The organism is Agrobacterium sp. YIC 4121, from assembly GCF_002008205.1.
Lineage (GTDB): Bacteria > Pseudomonadota > Alphaproteobacteria > Rhizobiales > Rhizobiaceae > Agrobacterium > Agrobacterium leguminum.
Genome location: NZ_MRDI01000010.1, coordinates 56,604 through 78,260 on the forward strand (window position 1 = coordinate 56,604; position 21,657 = coordinate 78,260).

The 21,657-nt window shown below is 59.6% G+C and carries 18 protein-coding genes; 7 read left to right on the top strand and 11 right to left on the bottom strand.

Annotation, left to right across the window (positions count from 1 at the left end):
• Positions 1-165 precede the first annotated feature (165 nt).
• Together BTE54_RS11330 and BTE54_RS11335 are read right to left on the bottom strand one after the other, a co-directional pair.
• On the bottom strand, positions 166-1,635 hold the full coding sequence (locus BTE54_RS11330) for a TRAP transporter large permease subunit (RefSeq protein ID WP_078052517.1): 1,470 nt from the start codon (positions 1,633-1,635) through the stop codon (positions 166-168).
• Positions 1,636-1,667: 32 nt separating this feature from the next.
• A complete protein-coding gene (locus BTE54_RS11335; RefSeq protein WP_065657269.1) occupies positions 1,668-2,207 on the bottom strand; it encodes a TRAP transporter small permease subunit in 540 nt (179 codons plus the stop codon).
• A 414-nt stretch (positions 2,208-2,621) separates the two neighbouring features.
• Between BTE54_RS11335 and BTE54_RS11345 the strand changes: the two genes are divergently transcribed.
• Positions 2,622-2,846: an aa3-type cytochrome c oxidase subunit IV gene (locus BTE54_RS11345; protein ID WP_003524572.1), complete on the top strand. Its 225-nt coding sequence runs from the start codon at positions 2,622-2,624 to the stop codon at positions 2,844-2,846.
• A gap of 69 nt (positions 2,847-2,915) precedes the next feature.
• Positions 2,916-3,449, top strand: a complete 534-nt coding sequence (locus BTE54_RS11350) for a hypothetical protein (RefSeq protein ID WP_198939130.1) — start codon at positions 2,916-2,918, stop codon at positions 3,447-3,449.
• 16 nt (positions 3,450-3,465) lie between these two features.
• Here BTE54_RS11350 and BTE54_RS11355 read toward each other — a convergent pair whose 3' ends face one another.
• Positions 3,466-4,719 (bottom strand): FAD-binding oxidoreductase, encoded by a 1,254-nt coding sequence (locus BTE54_RS11355; RefSeq protein WP_078052518.1) that lies wholly within the window; start codon positions 4,717-4,719, stop codon positions 3,466-3,468.
• Between the two features lie 319 nt (positions 4,720-5,038).
• On the opposite strand from BTE54_RS11355, the gene BTE54_RS11360 reads away from it, so the two are divergent.
• Entirely contained in the window at positions 5,039-6,775 is a 1,737-nt protein-coding gene (locus BTE54_RS11360) for a PAS domain-containing methyl-accepting chemotaxis protein (protein ID WP_065657272.1), read from the top strand.
• 82 nt (positions 6,776-6,857) lie between these two features.
• On the opposite strand, the gene BTE54_RS11365 is transcribed toward BTE54_RS11360, so the two are convergent.
• From BTE54_RS11365 to BTE54_RS11395, 7 genes are all read right to left on the bottom strand, one after another.
• A complete protein-coding gene (locus BTE54_RS11365) occupies positions 6,858-8,174 on the bottom strand; it encodes an LLM class flavin-dependent oxidoreductase (protein ID WP_065657273.1) in 1,317 nt (438 codons plus the stop codon).
• 18 nt (positions 8,175-8,192) lie between these two features.
• Positions 8,193-9,539, bottom strand: a complete 1,347-nt coding sequence (locus BTE54_RS11370; protein ID WP_078052591.1) for an MmgE/PrpD family protein — start codon at positions 9,537-9,539, stop codon at positions 8,193-8,195.
• A 4-nt stretch (positions 9,540-9,543) separates the two neighbouring features.
• The gene (locus BTE54_RS11375) at positions 9,544-10,344 is read right to left on the bottom strand and encodes an amino acid ABC transporter ATP-binding protein (protein WP_078052519.1); all 801 of its coding nucleotides are present in this window, start codon (positions 10,342-10,344) and stop codon (positions 9,544-9,546) included.
• Positions 10,345-10,356: 12 nt separating this feature from the next.
• Positions 10,357-11,139, bottom strand: coding sequence for an amino acid ABC transporter permease (locus BTE54_RS11380; protein ID WP_078052520.1), 783 nt, complete (start codon positions 11,137-11,139; stop codon positions 10,357-10,359).
• Positions 11,136-11,879 carry an amino acid ABC transporter permease gene (locus tag BTE54_RS11385; protein ID WP_065657277.1) on the bottom strand — a complete coding sequence of 248 codons (744 nt, stop codon included), beginning with the start codon at positions 11,877-11,879 and terminating at the stop codon, positions 11,136-11,138. Before BTE54_RS11385 ends, BTE54_RS11380 begins: the two co-directional genes overlap by 4 nt.
• Before the next feature lie 193 nt (positions 11,880-12,072).
• Entirely contained in the window at positions 12,073-12,912 is an 840-nt protein-coding gene (locus tag BTE54_RS11390) for a transporter substrate-binding domain-containing protein (protein ID WP_065657278.1), read from the bottom strand.
• A 401-nt stretch (positions 12,913-13,313) separates the two neighbouring features.
• Positions 13,314-15,602, bottom strand: a complete 2,289-nt coding sequence (locus BTE54_RS11395) for an NADP-dependent malic enzyme (RefSeq protein ID WP_003524555.1) — start codon at positions 15,600-15,602, stop codon at positions 13,314-13,316.
• A gap of 397 nt (positions 15,603-15,999) precedes the next feature.
• Between BTE54_RS11395 and BTE54_RS11400 the strand changes: the two genes are divergently transcribed.
• Complete coding sequence (locus tag BTE54_RS11400) at positions 16,000-17,430, top strand: mannose-1-phosphate guanylyltransferase/mannose-6-phosphate isomerase (RefSeq protein WP_078052521.1); 1,431 nt, start codon at positions 16,000-16,002, stop codon at positions 17,428-17,430.
• A gap of 65 nt (positions 17,431-17,495) precedes the next feature.
• Here the strand turns inward: BTE54_RS11400 and BTE54_RS11405 are convergent, their stop codons facing one another.
• Complete coding sequence (locus BTE54_RS11405; protein ID WP_078052522.1) at positions 17,496-18,218, bottom strand: CPBP family glutamic-type intramembrane protease; 723 nt, start codon at positions 18,216-18,218, stop codon at positions 17,496-17,498.
• Positions 18,219-18,439: 221 nt separating this feature from the next.
• Here BTE54_RS11405 and BTE54_RS11410 point away from each other — a divergent pair, with 221 nt between their 5' ends.
• The 3 genes from BTE54_RS11410 to BTE54_RS11420 all read left to right on the top strand — a co-directional run bounded on the left by BTE54_RS11410 (position 18,440) and on the right by BTE54_RS11420 (position 21,653).
• Positions 18,440-19,672 carry an ABC transporter substrate-binding protein gene (locus BTE54_RS11410; RefSeq protein WP_003525113.1) on the top strand — a complete coding sequence of 411 codons (1,233 nt, stop codon included), beginning with the start codon at positions 18,440-18,442 and terminating at the stop codon, positions 19,670-19,672.
• A gap of 144 nt (positions 19,673-19,816) precedes the next feature.
• Positions 19,817-20,719, top strand: coding sequence for a sugar ABC transporter permease (locus BTE54_RS11415; protein ID WP_059758547.1), 903 nt, complete (start codon positions 19,817-19,819; stop codon positions 20,717-20,719).
• Positions 20,712-21,653, top strand: coding sequence for a carbohydrate ABC transporter permease (locus BTE54_RS11420; protein ID WP_078052523.1), 942 nt, complete (start codon positions 20,712-20,714; stop codon positions 21,651-21,653). Before BTE54_RS11415 ends, BTE54_RS11420 begins: the two co-directional genes overlap by 8 nt.
• Positions 21,654-21,657: the final 4 nt, after the last annotated feature.

A 21,657-nucleotide genomic window follows, 5' to 3' on the forward strand; every position in this document is an offset into this window, starting at 1 on the left:
GATGTGGAAAACGCTGAGCATTGCATTCGTCATTAGAAAAACCGGACAGGCTGGTCAGTGAATGTCCGGTTCCATTTCTAAAGAGAATAAACGGAAGGCAGGGGCGCAACCCTGTCTTCCACTCCACAATCATAAGCGTTTCGCCCAGTCCTTACAAGACGCCGATCAGGGTCCGATCTTCGGGGGCTCGCCAAGATTCGGCATGCCCGGCAATCCACCCGGCTGGCTGAAATTGGGCATGGTGTTGCCACCCTGATTGCCGAAGGCGGGCACTTCGATCTTGATGGAATTCAGATCGACTTCGGGCGCCTTGTCCAGCCAGTAGGTGACGGATTCCGGCCAGAAGATCACGATGGCGACGAGGATGAGCTGCATGCCGAGCCAGGGAATCGCGCCCATGTAGATATCCGATGTCTTGACCGTGCGCGGCGCGATGGAGCGCAGGTAGAACAGCGCAAATCCGAAGGGCGGATGCATGAAGCTCGTCTGCATGTTGATGCAGATCAGAACGCCGAACCAGATGAGGTCGATGCCGAGCGACTGGGCGATTGGCGCCAGCATCGGAATGACGATGAAGGCGATTTCGAAGAAATCAAGGAAGAAGGCGAGGAAGAAGATGAAGATGTTGACGAAGATCAGGAAGCCGATGGGGCCGCCCGGAATGCCCGACAGCATATGCTCGATCCAGAGCGAACCGTCCATGCCCTGAAAGACGAGGGAGAAGCAGGTGGCGCCGACCAGAATGAACACCACCATGGAGGTGATATGCATGGTGGAATGCATGCCCTGCTTGATGAGGTCCCAGGTGAGGCGGCGGTGCGCGGCGGCCAGCGCCATGGCGCCCACGACCCCGAGCGCACCGGCTTCGGTGGGCGTTGCGAGGCCGAGGAAGATGGTGCCGAGCACGAGGAAGATCAGCACGATGGACGGGATCATGCCTGCCAGCACGCGAAACACCAGCGCCCGGTTGAGCTCTCCCCGCGCTTCCGGCGGCAGCGCCGGCAGGTCCTTCGGCCGCACGACCGACATGAACAGGATGAAGAGCATGAAGATGGCGACCTGCAGGATCGAGGGGCCGATAGCGCCCAGATACATGTCGCCAACGGATTTACCGAGCTGGTCGGCAAGCACGATCAGCACCAGCGAAGGCGGGATGACCTGCGTGATCGTTCCCGATGCGGCGATGACGCCGGTGGCAAGTCGCGGGTTGTAACCATATTTCAGCATGATCGGCAGCGAGATGACGCCCATGGTGATGACCGAGGCGGCAACCGTGCCGGTAATCGCACCAAGGATTGCGCCGACGATGATGACGGCATAGGCAAGGCCGCCGGGAATGGCGCCGAACAGCTTGCCCGTTCCTTCAAGCAGATCCTCTGCAAGCCCGCATCGCTCGAGGATCGCGCCCATGAAGGTGAAGAAGGGGATGGCCAGCAGAAGGTCGTTCGAGACGATGCCGAAGATGCGCAGCGGCAGGGCCTGAAGAAAGGCCGGCGAAAAATGCTCCGTGAAGATGCCGATGACGCCGAAAACGAGACCGACGGTGGCGAGCGAAAAAGCAACCGGAAATCCGTAAAGCATGAAGATGATCATGCCGAGGAACATCAGTGGCGGAAGAATACCATATTCGAACATGGGAAATATCCTGAAGGTTCAGATCGGTGCGATCATTGCAGGGGTTTTTCGTACTTCGTATCGAGCGCATAAAGCCCGTTGAGGGCGCCTATGCGCTTGATGAGTTCGGAAAAACCCTGAAGAACCAGAAGTGCGAAACCGGCGAAGATGATGAATTTCACCGGCCAGCGGATGAGGCCGCCGGCATTGGAGGACATTTCGCTCTGATGCCAGGATAGCGTGAACATGGGCCAGGAAAGCCAGGCGAGGTAAAAGCAGCCGGGAAGCAGGAAGAGCACGATGCCGATAATGTCCACCCAGATGCGGCTGCGCGGTGAAATCGCGCCATAAATGATGTCCACTCGCACATGTTCATTCATGCGCAGCGTGTAGGATGCGCCGATCAGCACGATGAAAGCGAACATGTACCACTGGATTTCCAGCCAGCCGTTCGAACTGTAATTGAAGGCATAACGGACCATGGCATTGCCGGCGCTGACGAGGCAGCAGATGAGCACGAGATAACCGGCAACCTTGCCCAGAGCTTCGCTTGCAAGGTCTATCAGCGCGCTTAGTTTTAAAAGCGATTTCATAACTTTCCCCTCTTCCCTTTTCGGGCCCTTTGCGGGTTTATGGCGGAGAGTAAAGCCCGGTGCCCCTGCTGCGGCCACGCCTCCACGTGCTTCCGCTGCCACAGGCTCCAGAGTTCCTCCCCACAGAATCCCGTGTATGGTCAGGCGGTTCGAAAAGCAACCAAAACCACCATGAAACAGCTTGGCGGACAGCCGTTTTCAACCGTTTGCGAAAGAATGTTGCCCAATGACATGTTTTGCCCGGTTGCGCTGTCACGGTGCATGCCATTGCCGCTCTTTCGCTGAGAACGCATTGCGCTTTTCGGCGACTTCATGTTACCTCTGGTGACGGAGAATCCGGCATTGGCCCGTGATCGTCCACGGGCAGATTTACCGTGTGACGGGCATGACGGATGGAGCACAAGGGGAAGCGGAATGAGCGAACACCACACGGGTCCTGTCGAAGTCGGCGCCGAGATGAACTATGCCGAGCACGAAAAGACCTATAACGGTTTTCTGGCCTTGACGAAGTACGGCACCATGATGCTGTGCGTGCTGATGCTGGCCATGGTCGCGGGTTTCTTCACCACCGCCGGCTTCCTTGGTGGCCTGGTCGTCTTCGTCGTGCTGTCGGCTGCGGGTTTCTTTTTGCTGCGCTGAACGATCCCGTTCATGAGCGGTTCCCGTTCCGGGGACCGGGCGATGCCGGATAACCGGAAAGGCCAAGCCATGAAGCGTATGTTATATTGTCTGTTTCTGCTGGTGGCGATTGCGCATCCCGCTTTGTCACGCGATCTCTCACCTGCCGAGCAGGATAGTCTTCGTACGCAGATAGAGCGATTTCAGACGGCTTTGAGCACGCAGGATTTCGATGTCGTCGGCAAGACGGTGCCGCCGAAAATCTTTGAATTCATCGCAGGCGAAGCGGGTATTACCGCGGAGCAATTGCGTGGCGCCTTGACCGCGCAGATGCAGATGGCGCTCGCCGCGGTCAAGATAACCGAGTTCACCATGGATACGCAGGCGATCAGCCTTGCGCAAACGTCCGATGGAACGCCCTATGCGCTCATTCCGACCAGGACGGTGATGGAAAACGGCGGCCAGACGATAGAGGCGAAATCCCACACGCTGGCGCTGATGGACGGTGCGGACTGGTATTTGCTGCGGGTGAGCGACCAGCAGCAGGTCACGATCCTGCGCAAGGTCTATCCGTCCTTCGCCGAGGTGGTGTTTCCGGACGGTTCCATGCAGCCGGTGAAATAGCTCCGTCTTCCCGAATTCAGGAAAAACGTCCCGGCCGGAAAGGATCGATCGAGATTTGCGTCTCCTCTCCGCTGGCCAGTTGCGTCACCAGACGGGCGGTTGCTGCCGATTGTGTCAGCCCCAGATGGCCATGGCCGAAGGCATAGATGACGGAGGGCGTGGCGCGTGCCGTGCCGATGACGGGAAGACAGTCCGGCATGGACGGGCGGAACCCCATCCATTGTTTCCCGCCTTCCAGTTTGAGGCCGGGCAGGAAACGTCCTGCTTTCTTCAGCATGGCTTCCGCACGGCGGAAATTCGGCTTCAATTCCAGCCCGCCGAGTTCGACCGCGCCGCCGATACGGATGCCCGTCGATAGCGGAGTGACGACGAAGCCATGATCGTTGAAATAAAGCTGGCGCGTCAGGTTGAAAGCCTCGGGGGAAAGCGTGGTGTTATAACCACGTTCGGTTTCCAGCGGCACGATGTTGCCAAGCGTCGCGGCAAGTTTTCTCGACCAGGCGCCGCAGGCGATCACCACTTTGTCGGCATCGATCTTGTCGCCATTTTCCAGCGTCACGATCGTACTTTCGCCCACGGCATCGATGCGTTCGGCCTCGCCTTTGCGCAGGCTGGCGCCGCGGGCCGTTACCAGATCGAAAATGGCGCGGGTGAAATCGTAAGGGTCGGAGACCTGCAGGCCATCCGGCGAAAACATGGCATGGCGGAACTGGGGCGCGAGACCCGGCTGCAGTTCCTCGATCTCTGGGCGGCCGACGCGCTGAAAGGTGAAACCGGCGTTTTCCTTTTCGTCCCAGTCCCTGCGGGCAGCATTGAGACTTGCCTCGCTGTCATAAAGATCGAGCGTGCCGGTTTTCGAAACGAGATGTGAAAGTTCCGGCATCGCCGCGACATGAGCCATTTCCACGGCAGCCAGGCGGTTGATGTCCGTGAGTGACTTCAGCCCATGGCGAAAGTTGCGCTCGGCGCTCGCGCGCCAGAAACGCCACAGCCAGGGTGCGATCTTCGCCGCATAGGCGGGCGGCACACTGAGCGGGCCGAGCGGATCGAACAGCCAGCGCGGCGCTTTTTTCATGATGCCGGGAGCGGGAATGGGGATGATTTCGGGGAAGGCCAGAATGCCGGCATTGCCGGAACTCGCGCCCCGGGCAACCTCGCCGCGCTCCAGCAGCACCACCTCGCGTCCGGCATTCTGCAGATAAAGCGCCGCCATGGAACCGATAATGCCGGTGCCGATCACCAGCACATCGCATTTCAGGGTTTTGGTCATCGGCGCTCCTGCAACACAAATCTTTCAACCCCGCATAACAATGAATGCCGCCCCGATGAAAGGCCGTATCGTATTGCCGGCGCAGAAATATCAGCACTGTGGCAAATAAGCGGTCCGAAATAAACAAGGCGAATATATTCGCGATGAAGCATACTCGCGGTCGATTGATGTTCCGGATCAATAGTTATAGTTCATTATTAATCGCTATTTAACAGTGTCCGGCTAGTTTCGCGTGCAGGCGGGCCGACCGTTTTTCATCTCTATATTTCGAGGGTGGAGCAGGTCTGCATATGGATTACTGTTTGGGGGTTTCAAAAAGATGTCTTACTTTTCTAAACTTGGTCTTGACGCTTCTGCGGTGCTTGATGCGCTTAGCCGCTCACAGGCCATCATCGAGTTCGATCTGACCGGCAAGATTTTGAAAGCGAACGATAATTTCTGCAAGGCCGTCGGCTATCAGCAGTCTGAAATCGTTGGGCGTACCCACAGCATGTTCCTGTCTCCCGAAGATGCGGCCTCGCCTGAATACAAGAGCTTCTGGGCGAGGCTGTCGCGTGGCGAATACGATCAGGGTCAGTATCGACGTCGGGCCCGGAATGGCGACGAAATCTGGATCGAAGCTTCCTACAATCCCGTGTTCCGTTTCGGCAAGCCCTACAAGGTGGTCAAGATTGCAACCGACATCACCTCGATCAAGCGCAAGAGCGCTGAGGATGACGGGAAACTGGCGGCGCTCTCCCACGCGCAGGCCATAATCGAATTTACGCCCGAAGGGAAAATCCTCAGCGCCAACGAAAATTTCCTCGCGACGCTCGGTTACACGGCGGAAGACATCATCGGGAAACATCATTCGATGTTCTGCGAGCCTGCCTATGCCCAGTCTCAGGACTATCGGGATTTCTGGAAGGAACTCGGAAAGGGCCACTTCTCGACGGGGCAGTTCATGCGCCTTGGCAAGGATGGCAAACGCGTCTTCATTCAGGCCTCCTATAATCCGATCATCGATGATCGAGGCCGCGTCTTCAAGGTAGTGAAATTCGCTTTCGATGTGACGGACCGGATGCATGCGGTCGAGGAACTTGGTGCTGCGCTCGAGCGGCTTTCTCAATGCAATATCCGTATTACGCTGGACAAACCCTTCGTCGGCGAGTTCGAACGGCTGCGCCACGATTTCAATAAATCCATCGCCGAATTCCAGAAGACGCTGGAAAACGTTCTCGGCCAGACCGGAGACCTGACCCGCAGCAGCCAGGAAGTCAGCGAAGCCTCCGTCAATCTCGCCGACCGTTCGCGTGAGCAGGCGGTGGCGCTCGAGGAGACTTCGGCAGCACTCGAAGAAATCACCGCGACGGTCCGTTCCTCGACAGAAAATATGCAAGAGACGCGCAAGCTCGTTCAGAGCGCGCGGACATCTACCGTGGCTTCCACCGAGGTCGTGGAGCGGACGGTCGATGCCATGCAGCGTATCGAGACGGCTTCGCGGGAAATCAGCCAGATCATCGGTGTGATTGACGAAATCGCCTTCCAGACGAACCTGCTGGCGCTGAATGCCGGCGTGGAAGCTGCGCGTGCGGGTGACGCGGGCAAGGGTTTTGCTGTCGTGGCGCAGGAAGTGCGCGAGCTGGCGCAGCGTTCCGCCAATGCCGCGAAGGAAATCAAGGCGCTGATCAACAATTCCGGCACCGAGGTTCTGGAAGGCGTCAGGCTGGTGGGCGAAACCGGCGAAGCGCTGAAGCAGATCGACGCGCTGGTCAGGCACATTGACGGCAATGTCGACATGATCGCCAAGGCGGCGGACGAGCAGGCCGTCGGCATCAGCGAGATCAACAAGGCGGTCAGCCGGCTGGACCGGATGACGCAGGAGAATGCGGCGATGAGCGCCCGTACCACGGTGATCAGCACGACGCTGGCGCAGGGCGCGGATGCGCTGGCGCAGCTTGTCAGCCTGTTCAAGCTGAACCGCCGTACGGTGCAGCGGGAAGACGGATCGTCCACCCGCCCGGATGCTCCGAATACGGCCCGGCGCGACCAGACGTCGGCAAGAGCGGCCGCGTAAGGAGCGGGCTCAGGCCCGCTTCAGCTTGAGAATGAGATTCGGTGGATGCGGATGCCTTTGAACGGGCATCCGCATTGCTTTTTCACCGCAGCGCCGGTCGTTCGATACCGAGGTGGTCGCGCAGCGTCGAGCCTTCGTAGTCCTTGCGGAACAGGCCGCGCTCCTGCAGCAGGGGAACGACCTCGCGGTTGAATTCCTCCAGCCCGCCGGGGAAGAAGGGCGGCATGACGTTGAAACCGTCGGCCGCACCGTTTTCGAACCATTCCTGCATTCGGTCCGCCACATCCTTGGCCGTGCCCATGACGATATGGTGGCCGCGGCCGGCGGCGACGCGCAGCGCCAGCTCCCGGATCGTCAACTTTTCGCGGCGCGCCAGTTCGGTCAGAAGTTCGGCGCGGCTGCGCAGCTGGTCGGAAATCGGCAGGTCCGGCAGCGGACCGTCGAGATCGTAATCAGTGAGGCTGTGGCCGATGCGTTCTTCAAGCAGCGGCATTGCGCTCTTGATATCGGTCCAGCGGTTCAGTTCCTTCAGTTTTTCGCCAGCCTCTTCAAAGCTCCTGCCGATGATCGGCATGAAGCCGGGCATCACGGCGACGCTCGCCGGATCGCGGCCGAATTTTTCCACGCGGGCTTTAAGGCTCGTATAGAAGGCCTGCGCTTCGGAAATCGCCTGCTGGGCGGTGAAGACGATATCGGCGGTGCGGGCGGCGAGATCCTGCCCCGGACCGGAAGATCCGGCCTGGATGAGAACCGGGTGGCCCTGCGGCGAACGCGGAATATTGAGCGGTCCCTTGACCGTGAAATATTTGCCCTCGTGGTTGAGGATATGGACCTTTTCCGGATCGACGTAGCGGCCCGCCTGCTTGTCCTTGACAAAGGCGTCGTCATCCCAGCTGTCCCACAGGCCGCGAACGACATTCACATATTCTTCCGCCACCGCATAACGCTCGTCATGCTCGGGATGGTCCTTGGAAAAATTCGCCGCCGTGCGGGCATAGGATGTGGTGACGATGTTCCACGCCGCGCGGCCGTGGCTCAGATGATCGATGGAAGCGAAGGCGCGGGCGGTGTGGTAGGGCTCGCCATAGGTGGTGGAGGCGGTCGCGGCCAGCCCGATCTTGTCGGTGACCATGGCCAGCGCGGCAAGCAGGGTCAACGGCTCGAAACGCGCGATCATCGAGGGATGGGCGTCGACGCCGCTGGTAAGGCCATCGGCCAAGAATACCATGTCGAACTTCGCGGCTTCGGCCATTTTCGTAACACGGGTGAGGAGATCGAAATTTTCGCTGCCGGCTTCGGCATCGGGGTGACGCCAGCCGGAAACGTGGTGCCCCGCGCCCTGCAGGAAAAGGCCGAGATGCATCTGTCTTTTGCGTGTCGTGGTGGTCATGGTGATCATGCCTTCATGTCGGTCGAGTTATATTTGCGATACCAGAAGCGTTTCGAGCTTTCTGAGGTCAGCTGCGGTTTTCATGGACCGCACCAGTGCCGGAATGCCGGCGAATTTCTCATTGCCGCCGGTCGCGTCGGCAAATTTTTCGGTCGGGTCATCGATGCCAGGAAGGCCGTCGACACGGCGCGACAGCACCGTGCCGTCCTTCCTCGTCACGTCGATGACCACGAACCGGGTGGTCGGATCGGGCGAGAGGCGGCGGGCGGTCTCGTCATGCCGGCGTGAGACTTTGGCGGAAAGGGCAAGCAGGTCGTCGCGCGTCGGGCGTTCGTCGAAATGGCCGATGCCGAGCGCTCCCTCCGTCAGCGCTGCGGCAAAGACATATTCGGCGCTGAAGCGCGCATCGATGCCGGTCGTGGGCGCGGCCGGCCCGACGAGGGCGGCATCGCCGCCCGGCGGGAAGGTGATGGTGACCGTCTCTATCTCGTCCGGCGTCAGATTATTGCTGTTGCGCAGCGCCAGCGCGCCGACGGCAACGGGATGGCTGGCGGTGCAGCAGGGAAAGGCCTTTAGGGTGAGGCCGGGCGAGACGATCTGCCAGGGTGCGCCCCAGCCGGAGAGAACGCGTTTCGGCTGCTCGGCGCCAAAGGCGAAGGCGGAATAAAAACCGATGGGGTTTTCCAGAAAATCCGGAGCGCCCTGAAAGCCGGATCGCGCCAGCCGCGCGGCGGTGAGGCCGGCGCGCGTGGCAAGCCCGGCATGCAGTGGCTTGGCGTCATAACCGAATTGCAGGCGAAGCCCGGCCGATTGCGTGGCGGCAAGGCCGAGCGCAACGGCCGTTGTCTGCGGATCGAATTTCAGGAGATGGGCAATCGCTGCCGCGGCACCGATGGGGCCGAGCGTGGCGGTGGCGTGGAAGCCGTTTTCGTAATGCCTGGTGCCGAGCGAGAGGCCGAGACGCGCCATGGTTTCCAGCCCGACGATATAGGCGGCGATGAAGGCATCGGCCGTGGAGCCCTCTTCGACCGCGACAGCCAGCAAAGCGGGAATGATGGCAACGGTCGGGTGGCCGCGCACGCTGCCGTGCACATCGTCATAGTCAAGCACATGCCCGGCGTGGCCGTTGATGAGGGCGGCGGTGAAGGCATCCGTGCGCAGACCGTGGCCGATAATGCCCGCCGTGCCTGACGTGCCGGGTGTAAAGCTGTCGATCAGGATTTTCGTGCTTCGGTCGGCAGCGCCACCCAGCACGCAGGCGAAAAAATCGATGAGCGCCGTGCGGGCGATGGCCACCGCATCCTCGTCACGCAGGGGATCGGAGGCGGCAATCGCTTCGGCAAGATGAAGGGTGAGTTTTTCGTCGGCGGCCATGGCATCAAATCCCTTCGCCGTCATTGACCCGTGCCACCTGTCCGCCGAGACCCTTGACGAAGGCGTTGATGCGCGGATTGGTCGACTTGTAGAAGATGTGTTCCGGCGTACCCTGATCGACGATCAGGCCATTTTCCGTGAAGACGATATTGTCGCTGATTTCTTCGGCAAAACGCATTTCATGCGTGACGAGAATGCTGGTCATGCCGTCATTGACGAGATCGCGGATGACGGCGAGCACTTCGCCCACGGTTTCCGGGTCGAGTGCGGATGTGACCTCATCGAACAACACCAGTTCCGGCCGCATGGCAAGTGCGCGGGCAATCGCCACGCGCTGCTGCTGGCCGCCGGAAAGCTGGCCGGGATAGGCATCGACCTTCTGGGAAAGGCGCACTTTCTCCAGCAATTCGCGGGCATGGCGCTCGGCTTCAGCTTTCGGCGTACCTAGGATTTTGATGGGCGCGATGGTGATATTTTCCATCACCGTCAAATGCGGAAAGAGGTTGAATTGCTGGAACACGATGCCGATGCGCTTGCGCAGCGCGATGCGCTCAGCCTCGGTCTTCAGCAGGTCGACTCGCGTGCCGCCGACGGTGATCTTGCCCGATTGCGGAATGAGCAGGCCGTTGATGCAGCGCAGGATGGTGGACTTGCCGGAGCCGGAAGGGCCGATGATGGAGACGGCGTCGCCCTTGTTCACCGTAAGGTCGATGCCCTTCAGGACCTGATTGTCGCCGAAGGACAGGTGTATGCCTTCCAGTTCAACCAGTGCTTTTGCGGCGGTTTGTGGTGCGGGTGCGGACATGGCTTGTTCCAATCAGCGGGAAGCGAAGCGCCGCTCGAGGCGCTGCGTGAAACGGGAGACGGGATAGCAGAACAGGAAGAACGCCATCAGAACGGTGAGGTAGACCACGACGGTGAAATCGTTGCGCTGCACGGCGGTGCTGGCGTCCGTCGCGGCGTGCAGAAGTTCATGCACGCCGACCAGCGAGGCGAGCGCCGTACCCATGGTGATCGACGCATAAAGGTTCATCCATGGCGGCAGCGAGCGCTTCACGCATTGCGGCAGGATAATCCAGCGCAGTGTCTGGTTGCGCGAAAAGCCCAGCCCCTGCGCCGCTTCCCATTGCGCCGTCGGAATGGACTGGATGGCGCCGCGGGTGATTTCGGCGATATGGGCGCTGGCCGGAATGGCGAGACCGACGACGGCCTTGATCCAGTCCGGGAATGGAATGTAGTTGCCGAAGGCGACGATCTCGAAGGGGAAGATGTAGGTCGCGGCAAAGATCAGCACCAGATGCGGGGCGTTGCGGAATATCTGCACATAGGTGAGCGCCGGCGCGCGCACGAGGCGATAGGGCGTAAGCTCCATGATGCCGAGGAGGACGCCGATGAAGGTGCCGATGGCAATCGCAAGGATGCTGATCAGCACGTTCATGGCAAAACCCTTGGCCAGATAGGGCAGCCATTGCAGCAGCACCTGACCGAGGGACGGGTCGAGGATCAGCCACAGAATGACGGCAATCAGCACGCCGAGCAGCAGAATGGTGCCGAAAGGTGGCTTCCTCACCGCCTGTGTTGGAGAGACCATCGCACTCATTGACCGAACCCCGGAACCGCAAGACGCCGTTCAAGCCACAGACCGGCCCTTGCGACGATAAAATTGATGACGCTGAAGAAGATCAGGATGACGATCATCAGCTCGACCACATTGTCGCGCTGCGTCCAGATCAGTATCGAGGCATAGGTGATTTCACCCACCGCAATTGCCGAGCCGACCGTGGTGAGCTTCACCAGATTGACGAGGTTGTTGATGATGGAGGGCAGCGCCGTGCGGATGGCCAGCGGAAACTCCACATAACGTAAAATCTCGAAGGAGCTGAAACCGATTGCACGCGCCGCCTCGATGGTGGTGGCCGGCACCGCCTCGATGCCGCCGCGCAACGCTTCCGCATGGAAAGCGGCAATGTGCAGGCCGGTGATGGCGACCACCCAGAAAAAGGGTGTCAGCGGATTGTTCTGCGCGCCGCCCAGCGCATTGGAAATCAGCATGTTGAGCACGAGGAAACCGCACATCAGCTGCACCAGCGTCGGCGTGTTGCGCGTCAGTTCCACATAGGCGCGCACGGGGCCGGCGAGCCAGACCTTGCCCGATGTCAGCATGGCCGCGAAAATGAAGCCGAAGACGAGGCTGAGCGGCAAAGTGACGGCGACGAGGATCAACGTCATCTTCATGCCGTCGAGCCAGATCTGAACCTCGTAACCGCTGTTCAGAAAGTCATAGTTGAGGCCGAGATGCGCGGTCAGTTCTATGAAGCGCGCTGTAAATCCATCCTGCATCGGAAATCCATGCTGTTATTGCGGGTGCCGCCCGGCGGGCGGCGCCAGAATGGCCTGCCTTGTTATAAAGCAGAAAAGAACGGCAGGCGAAACCGGCCGTTCCTGATGGTCAGGGGAAATCACTCCACCCTTTTGCCGCCGTCATCACCTGCGATGGGGACGTGCAGATAACGGAAAAGTCCTGCACCTGTCCTTATTGGGCGGCAGAAAGCTTCTTCTGCTGCTCTTCCATATAGCCGATGCTCGGCAGACGGTTGGCCTTGGCGAATTCGAGCATCTTGCCGGAGGCGTGCAGTTCCTTGACGATCTTGTCGAGAGCGGCCTGCGTGTCGCTTTCGCCCTTGCGCAGCCAGATCACGGAATCCGACGGGATCAGGTCGGTGGGGATGAGGATGCCGTAATCCTTCCACTCATCGGCGCGGTCCTGAAGCATCAGGCTGAGCGTGCCGTTGACGTGAACGGAGACGTCGCAATTGCCGCCCTTGAGCGCCAGCAGCGATTCCGGCTGGCTTGGCAGCGCCTTTACCTGCGCGCCATATTGCTCGATCAGCGGCTGGGTGTAGTTGGAGCCTTGCGAAACGCAGGCGATCTTGCCCTTCAGGTCCGACCAGTCCTTGATGCCACTGTCCTTGCGGCCGATGGCGGCGCCGCCCTGGCGGTCATAGGGGGTCGGTACGTAATCGAGCGTTTTGGCGCGCTCTTCCGTGTACTGCATGTTGGCGATCAGAATATCGACCTTGCCCTGCTGCAGGAACTGCACGCGGTTGGGCGGGGTCACGGTTTCGGTGACCAGCTCGACACCGAGGCCGGCGGCCAGCGCCTTGGCGACGTCGATGTTGAGACCCTTCTGCTCCTGCGTCTTCGGATCGATAAAGCCGAAAGGCGCGCCGGAAAGGATAACGCCGACAGTGAGCTTGCCGCGACCCTTAATCCGGTCGAGCGTTGCATCCGCGTGAGCGGCAGTGGCCATCGAAGCGATGACAACGGTTCCGGCAATGAGTTTTGCGGCAAATCTGGAGAAAGAGAGGGCCATGGATATTTCCTTTTGATTGTAGGTGGAAACTACATGAGGCACCCGCCAAGAGCGAGAATTGGCATTGCGTGAAAAATAGTATGAATAAAATCCGGTTCCAATAAATCTTTTGGAGGGAAAAATTATCCTAATAATTTTGAATTGTAGAATCCTGTTCTTTTCCTCCCTTGCTATGTGCCGGTTTGTCAGGAGCGGGAGAGTAGTCCGGATGTCGCTGAGGACCGGATGGCCATGTGCGGAGCGAGCGCATCCGGCTCGTCTCTTCTCCCCGTCGGGGAGAAGGTCGCGGCAGCGGGATGAGGGGGCGAGGCCAGCGATATGCGGAGAGCGTGCCCCCTCATCTGCCCCTTTGGGGCATCTTCTCCCCGGCGGGGAGAAGAAAAAAGCCGCACGCCCTGTTCTTATCGTCCGGCATTATAGGCCGCGATTGCCGCCATGTTGACGATGTCGCTGTCCTTCGCGCCCATCGAGGTGATCTGTACCGATTTGTCGAGACCGACAAGAAGCGGGCCGATGACGGTTGCGCCGCCCAGTTCCTGCAGCATCTTGGTGGAAATGGAGGCGGAATGAATGGCGGGCATGACCAACACATTGGCCGGGCCGGAAAGCCGGGCGAAGGGATACTGGCTCTGCATGCGGTGATGGTTCAGCGCCACATCGGCCGACATTTCGCCGTCGACCTCGAAATTGACGTTGCGCCTGTCGAGAATTTTCACCGCCTCGCGCACCTTGTCGGAGCGTTCGCCGGTCGGCTGGCCGAAGGTGGAATAGGCGAGCATGGCAACGCGCGGCTCGTAACCGAAACGGCGGGCGAGGCCGGCTGCTTCTTCGGCGATATCGGCAAGGTCTTCCGCATTCGGCATATCATGCACGGCGGTATCGGCAACGAAGACGGTGCGGTTGCGCGAGACGACCAGCGAAACGCCGATGACGCGATGGCCAGGCTTGGTGTTGATGCAGCGGCGGATATCCTCCAGCGCCGTTGAATAGTTACGGGTAACGCCGGTCACCACGGCGTCCGCATCGCCCATCGCCACCATGCAGGCGGCGAAATGGTTGCGGTCGTTGTGGACCAGACGCTGCACGTCGCGCAGCAGGAAACCGCCGCGCTGCAAACGCGCATAGAGATAATCGACATAGGCATCGACGCGGCTGGAAAGGCGCGCGTTGGTGATCTCGATATTGGCGCGGTCGAGATCGATGCCGGCGCGCTCCGCATTGGCCTTGATGATATCGTCACGGCCGAGCAGGATGGCGGTGCCGAGGCCCTGCGCGGTGAACGAAATCGCCGCGCGCATGACCTGTTCTTCTTCGGCTTCCGCAAAAACGACCCGCTTCGGCGAGCGGCGCACGCGCTCGTAAAGGCGCTGCGTGGTGGAGGCCATCGGGTCGCGGCGGGCGGAAAGCTCGCGGGCATAGGCGTCGAGATCGGGCAATTCGCGGCGGGCGACGCCGGTTTCGATGGCGGCTTTGGCCACGGCCACCGGAATGGCCGAGATCAGGCGCGGATCGAAGGGAACCGGAATGATATATTGCGATCCGAAGCGCGGGCGGTTGCCCTGATAGGCGGCGGCCACATCATCAGGAACATCCTCGCGGGCAAGATCGGCCAGCGCCTGTGCCGCCGCGATCTTCATCGCGTCATTGATTTGGCTGGCGCGGACATCGAGCGCGCCGCGGAAGATGTAGGGGAAGCCGAGGACATTGTTGACCTGGTTCGGGTAATCCGAACGCCCGGTCGCCATGATGGCGTCGTCGCGGATGCGCGATACTTCCTCGGGGGTGATTTCCGGGTCGGGATTGGCCATGGCGAAGATGATCGGCTTCGGCGCCATGGAACGGATCATCTCTTCGCTGAAAGCGCCCTTCTGGGAGAGGCCGAATACCACATCAGCGCCCTTCATGGCTTCCGCCAGCGTGCGGTTGTTGGTTTTCACCGCGTGGGCGGATTTCCACTGGTTCATGCCTTCGGTGCGGCCCTGATAGATCACGCCCTTGGTATCGCAGAGCGTGATGTTTTCAGGGTTGAACCCCATGGCCTTGATGAGGTCCATACAGGCGATTGCCGCCGCACCCGCGCCGTTGCAGACGAGCTTCGTTGTCTTGAAGTCGCGGCCCGTCAGTTCGATGGCGTTGATGAGGCCGGCGGCGGCGATGATGGCGGTGCCATGCTGATCGTCATGGAAAACGGGAATGTCCATCAGCTCGCGCAGGCGGCTTTCGATGATGAAACATTCCGGCGCCTTGATGTCTTCCAGATTGATGCCGCCAAAGGAGGGGCCGAGATAACGCACGCAATTGATGAACTCATCGGCGTCTTCGGTATCGACCTCAAGATCGATGGAATCGACATCGGCGAAGCGCTTGAAAAGGACCGACTTGCCTTCCATGACCGGCTTGGAGGCGAGCGCGCCGAGATTGCCGAGGCCGAGGATGGCGGTGCCGTTGGAGATGACCGCAACCATGTTGCCGCGCGTTGTATAGTCGTAAGCGGTCGCCGGATTTTCGGCGATGGCTTTCACCGGCACGGCGACGCCCGGCGAATAGGCGAGCGACAGGTCCCGCTGCGTCGCCATCGGTTTGGTCGGGGTGATTTCCAGTTTCCCCGGCCGGCCTTCCGCGTGGAAATCCAGGGCTTCCTGATCCGTAACCGATGTTCTGGTGCTGGCGGGTTTGGTCGTGTCGGACATGGGCTGAGCGTGCTTTCGTGTCGATAACAGTGTAAAAATATCCGCCGTTGTTATTGTATTTTTCGCGCGCCTGCCAAGCCTTGAATGTTGTTCAGTGCAGCAAATTTAAGCGTGATGAAATTTGCGGCCGATTCAATCGATTAATTCCCGCTCACCATCCGCTTCGCGGCCTGCCGTGCCTGTCACGCGTGGAACCTCGCCCGCCGCCTGGCGTTAGCGGGGTGGGTCCGCAGGAAATCGACATGCCTCTAAATGCCCCATCGTCCGTTCACCAAGCTTTCACAAGGCGAATTTATGAGCTTGCGCTTATCCGCCCGTGAACCGATGATGGCGGTATTTTGAAATATGTATATTGTCCGGCGCGCCGGGAAATTTTTAGAGTTGGAAAGGTTTTGTTGTGAAGGAACACTCTCGAAAGATCACGCCGGTTCTTCTTGCTGGCGGCGCTGGTTCGCGGCTTTGGCCGGTATCGCGCGATCAGTTGCCCAAGCAGTTCCAGCCGCTGGTCGGCAATCTTTCGACCTATCAGCAGACGCTGCAGCGGGTGGGCGACAAGGGCCTTTATGCCGAGCCGCTGGTGATCACCAATGAGGATTTCCGGTTCTTCGCCCGCCGTCAGGCCGAAGAGATCGATCTGCCGGCAACCGTGGTGCTGGAGCCCGCCCGCCGCGACAGCGCCGCCGCCATGGCCGCCGCTGCCGTGCTGGCCGAGCGCCGCGAGCCCGGATGCCTGGTGCTGGCGCTTGCCGCCGATCATGTGGTGCTCGATGCCGACAAGTTTTCACAGGCCGTGAAACTCGGCGCAAAAGCCGCCGATCAGGGCAATATCGTCGTCTTCGGCCTGGTGCCCACCGAACCGCGCACCTCCTACGGTTATATCAAGCCGGGCGAGGCGATCGATGGCGAAAAAGACCTCAGCACCGTCGATGCCTTCGTGGAAAAGCCGGATATGAAGACGGCGATCTCCTATCTGGAAAAGGGTTATCTCTGGAATTCCGGCAATTTCCTGTTCCGCTCCAATGTGATGATCGCCGAACTGAAGGCCTTCGCCCCGGAGATTCTTGCGGCGGTGACGCAGGCGGTCGAGCAATATGAAAGCGACCTCGGTTTCGTGCGCCTGCATCAGGCAAGCTTCGAGGCTTCCCCGAAAAACTCCATCGACTACGCGGTGATCGAGAAGACCAGACGCATGGCGGTGGTGCATGGCCATTTCCGCTGGTCGGATATCGGCAGCTGGGATGCGATCTGGGAAATCGCCGACAAGCGCGGCAACGACAATGCGCTGGAAGGCAACGGCGTCTTCATCGATTCCGAAGGCTGCCTCATCCATTCGACGCAATTGCTGACGACGGTGGTTGGCGCCAGGGACATGGTGGTGGTGGCCACCAAGGATGCGGTTCTGGTGGTGCCGAAGAACCGGGTGCAGGATGTGAAGGGTCTGGTGGAGACGCTGAAGGACGGCGAACATGCGCCGCAGACGCAGACCCACAAGCGCGTCTATCGCCCCTGGGGTTATATCGAACACATGTATGTGGACGAGCGTTACCGGGTGGGTCATATCACGGTCGATCCCGGCCACCGCATCTCGTTCCAGAAACATTATCACCGCTCGGAACACTGGATCGTCGTCAAGGGTACGGCGACGGTGACGATCGGCGAAGAGACGAAGTTGCTGACGGAGAACCAGTCGGTCTATATCCCGATCGGCCAGCCGCACCGGCTTGCCAATGAGGGGCAGATCCCGCTCGAACTGGTCGAAATCCAGACCGGAGCCTATATCGGCGAGGATGATGTCATCCGCATCGAGGACGATTATAAAAGGCAATAGAATTGCCGCCAGCACCGAAGGTTTGGAGAAGGTGAGAGGGATATTGTCCGGCTCGCCTTTTCGGCTCAGGCGATCAGCGCGTTCACGCAATGGGCAAGGGTATGGGAAAGCATCGCCGCTTCCAGCCCCCGACGCCAGAACAGCCATCCGAACAGCAGGCCGGGAATGAAATTGGTGAGTAGGACTGCAAGGATCAGCGCCGCCTGCGGCCGAGCGACAATCGCAAACAGAAACGGCAGATGACCTGCGGCGAAGAGCGCCGCCTCCATAAGGATGGCGGCCCACAAAATCACCGGTCGAATCTGTCCTCTTCCTGTCATGCGCCAGAGCGCCCAGGCGAGAAACGACATCAGGCCCCATCGGGTCAATAGCTCCTCCGTGATTCCGCCATAGAGAATCCGGGTCGCCAGCGGGACATTAAACGCGGTCATTTTTGCCATGGTGGCCGCATCCGCGACCGATGGCAGGATCGCCGATGAATAGGCGATCATCAGCAGGCCGACGGCAATGCCCACCGCCAGTGCGGGCGGCACCTGTGTTCCCAGCACCGCGCGCGGGTTGCCGCCCGTCAGCCAGCTATCGACCAAGGGCGCGCCAAGCCCGAGTTTTGCGGCCAGAGCCTGACCGGTTGCAACCGCCGCAACGGTCAGTATTGCCGGCTGGATGAGGATCAGCAGGCGCATTCCGAATGAAACTTGCTGTCCCGGTACAAGCTGCTCAAATGTCGCCAATAAAAGCGATGCGACGCCAGCCAGTCCGATGACCAAAAGAATATGCCAGCGCTTCATGGTCTCTTCGCCTGTTTTATTCACCACGAAGTTTTGTAAGCGACTGGCATTGCGTGTGGATTACACAGCGCAATCCCCTGTGCCGTATACCTATCCGGCGCATTTCCCAATCGTTCGAAATGCCCCCTGACGGCGCTGTGAGATTCGTATTTTAGGCGGTTGCCTAATCAAAAATCTTCGCATACGTTCCAACTGCAACGTTTCAGTGAGGGAGGAGACTCATGCGAATGCGTGTTATTTCTGCGGCTTTTCTGGCCAGCGTCATGATTCCGGCGGGTATCGCCGGGGCCACCGATCTTGAGGTGACCCATTGGTGGACATCGGGCGGCGAAGCCGCAGCGGTCGCCGAATTGGCTAAGGCTTTCGACGCCACCGGCAACAAATGGGTGGATGGCGCGATTGCCGGTTCGGGCGGCACGGCTCGTCCGATCATGATCAGCCGTATCACCGGCGGCGACCCGATGGGCGCGACCCAGTTCAACCACGGCCGTCAGGCGGAAGAGCTGGTGCAGGCGGGCCTGATGCGCGACCTGTCCGATGTTGCCGCAAAGGGCAACTGGAAGGACGTCATCAAGCCGGCAAGCCTGCTCGACAGCTGCACTATCGACGGTAAGATTTACTGCGCGCCGGTAAACATCCATTCCTGGCAATGGCTATGGCTTTCCAATGAAGCCTTCAAGAAGGCGGGCGTCGAGGTTCCGAAGAACTGGACGGAATTCGTTGCCGCCGCGCCGGCGCTGAAAAAGGCCGGCATCCAGCCGCTCGCGCTCGGTGGGCAGGCATGGCAGGCCAACGGCCTCTTCGACACGCTGACGCTTTCGATCGGTGGCAAGGACCTTTATCAGAAGGTCTATGGCGACAAGGATGCCGAGGCGGCAGCCGGGCCCGAGATGGCGAAGATTTTCGCGGCTGCCGTCGAGGCGCGCGACATGGCCAAGGGCACCAATGTTCAGGACTGGAACCAGGCCACCAACATGGTCATCACCGGCAAGGCCGGCGGCCAGATCATGGGTGACTGGGCGCAGGGTGAATTCCAGCTGGCCAACCAGAAAGCCGGCACGGATTATTCCTGCCTTCCCGGTCTTGGCCTCAGTGAATATCTCACCACGGGCGGCGACGCCTTTTATTTCCCTGTTTTGAAGGACGAGGCGAAAACCAAGGCGCAGGACGTTCTCGCCGCAACCATCGTCGATCCAAAAACGCAGGTGGCCTTTAACCTGAAGAAAGGCTCGCTGCCGATCCGCGGCGACGTCGATCTGAATGCAGCCAATGACTGCATGAAAAAGGGTCTGGCAATTCTGGCCAAGGGCAATGCCCTGACCAGCACCGACCAGCTGATTTCCGCCGATACGCAGAAACAGAAGGAAGACCTGATGGCGGAATTCTTCGCGGGCTCGATGTCAGCGGAAGACGGGCAGAAGCGCTTCGCGGACATTATCGGTTCGGCGGACTGAGTGTGATCTCTCCGGGTGGGAAAGCGGTTCGCCGCTTTCCTTTCCAGCGTCCTGCCTGTGCAACAATCACCAGCACGGGCAGGGGTTTCATGCGGTGAGGCTTTTTGCCTGACTGTTGACTGTAACGTTACAGGAGGAGGTAACATGGCAGGTCAAGCGCGCTCGGGGCGCCCCAACCAGCTTTTCCGCAATCTCAATTCCAAGATTGCCTCCATTCCCATGATACTGACCGCCATGGTGATCTTCCTCGGTGGGACGATCTGGACGGTGGTTTATTCCTTCACCAATTCAAAGCTTCTGCCGCGCGCGAGTTTCATCGGTTTCGATCAATATGAGCGTTTGTGGGCAGCACCACGCTGGATCGTATCCATCCAGAATCTGGCGATCTACGGCGTGTTGTCGCTTATTTTCAGCCTCGTCATCGGTTTCGTGCTGGCGGCGCTGATGGATCAGAAAATTCGTTTCGAAAATACCTTCCGCACCATTTTCCTCTATCCTTTCGCCCTGTCCTTCATCGTCACCGGCCTCGTCTGGCAATGGCTGCTGAATCCGGAATTCGGCATCCAGTCCGTGGTTCGCTCGATGGGCTGGGAAAGTTTCACCTTCGATCCGCTCTATAATTCCCAGATCGTTATCTACGGCATCCTGATCGCGGCACTCTGGCAGGGCACGGGGCTCGTCATGTGCCTGATGCTCGCGGGTCTTCGCGGTATCGATGAGGACATCTGGAAGGCGACGCGTGTCGACGGCATTCCGATGTGGAAGACCTATATTCTCATCATCATTCCCATGATGCGGCCGGTCTTCATCACCACGCTGGTCATCATCGCCAGCGGCATCGTCAAGGTCTACGATCTCGTCGTGGCGCAGACGAGCGGCGGGCCGGGTATCGCATCTGAAGTACCGGCAAAATATGTCTATGACTACATGTTTCAGGCGCAGAATCTGGGGCAGGGCTTCGCCGCCTCGACAATGATGCTCCTGACGGTCGCGATCATCATCATTCCATGGGCCTACCTCGAATTCGGAGGCAAGAAGCGTGGCTAATATCAGCACATTGAACACGGTTGTTGCCGCCAGCGATGCGGTTGCCCAGGACCTTTCCGGCCCGCGCGGCAGGAAGCCGAGGAAAACCTTTTCCCGCCGCAACATCATTCTTTACGGCACGCTTTTCGTGGCCGCCGCCTATTACCTGCTGCCGCTTTACGTGATGGTCGTCACCTCGCTGAAGGGCATGCCGGAAATCCGGCTCGGCAACATCTTCGCGCCGCCGGTGGAAATCACTTTCGAACCCTGGGTAAAGGCCTGGGCCAATGCCTGCACGGGCTTGAACTGCGACGGGCTTTCACGCGGCTTCTGGAATTCGGTGCGCATCCTTGTGCCTTCGGTGGTGATCTCGATCGTCGTCGCCTCCGTCAGCGGCTACGCCATGGCGAACTGGAAGTTCAAGGGATCGGAACTGTTCTTCTCCATCCTCATCATCGGTGCCTTCATTCCCTATCAGGTGATGATCTATCCGATCGTCATCGTGCTGCGCGAAATGGGTGTTTATGGCACGCTGACCGGCCTCGTCATCGTGCACACCATTTTCGGCATGCCGATCCTGACGCTGCTGTTCCGCAATTATTTCGCCTCGCTGCCGGAAGAATTGTTTAAGGCGGCGCGCATCGATGGCGCCAATTTCTGGCAGATCTATTTCCGCATCATGCTGCCCATGTCACTGCCGATCTTCGTCGTGGCGATGATCCTGCAGGTGACCGGCATCTGGAACGACTTCCTGTTCGGCGTGGTGTTCACGCGGCCGGAATATTACCCGATGACGGTGCAGCTCAATAATATCGTCAACTCCGTGCAGGGCGTGAAGGAATATAACGTCAACATGGCCGCAACCCTTCTCACGGGTGCCGTGCCGCTGATCGTCTATTTCGTCTCCGGCAGGCTTTTCGTCCGCGGCATTGCCGCAGGCGCAGTAAAAGGTTGATCTA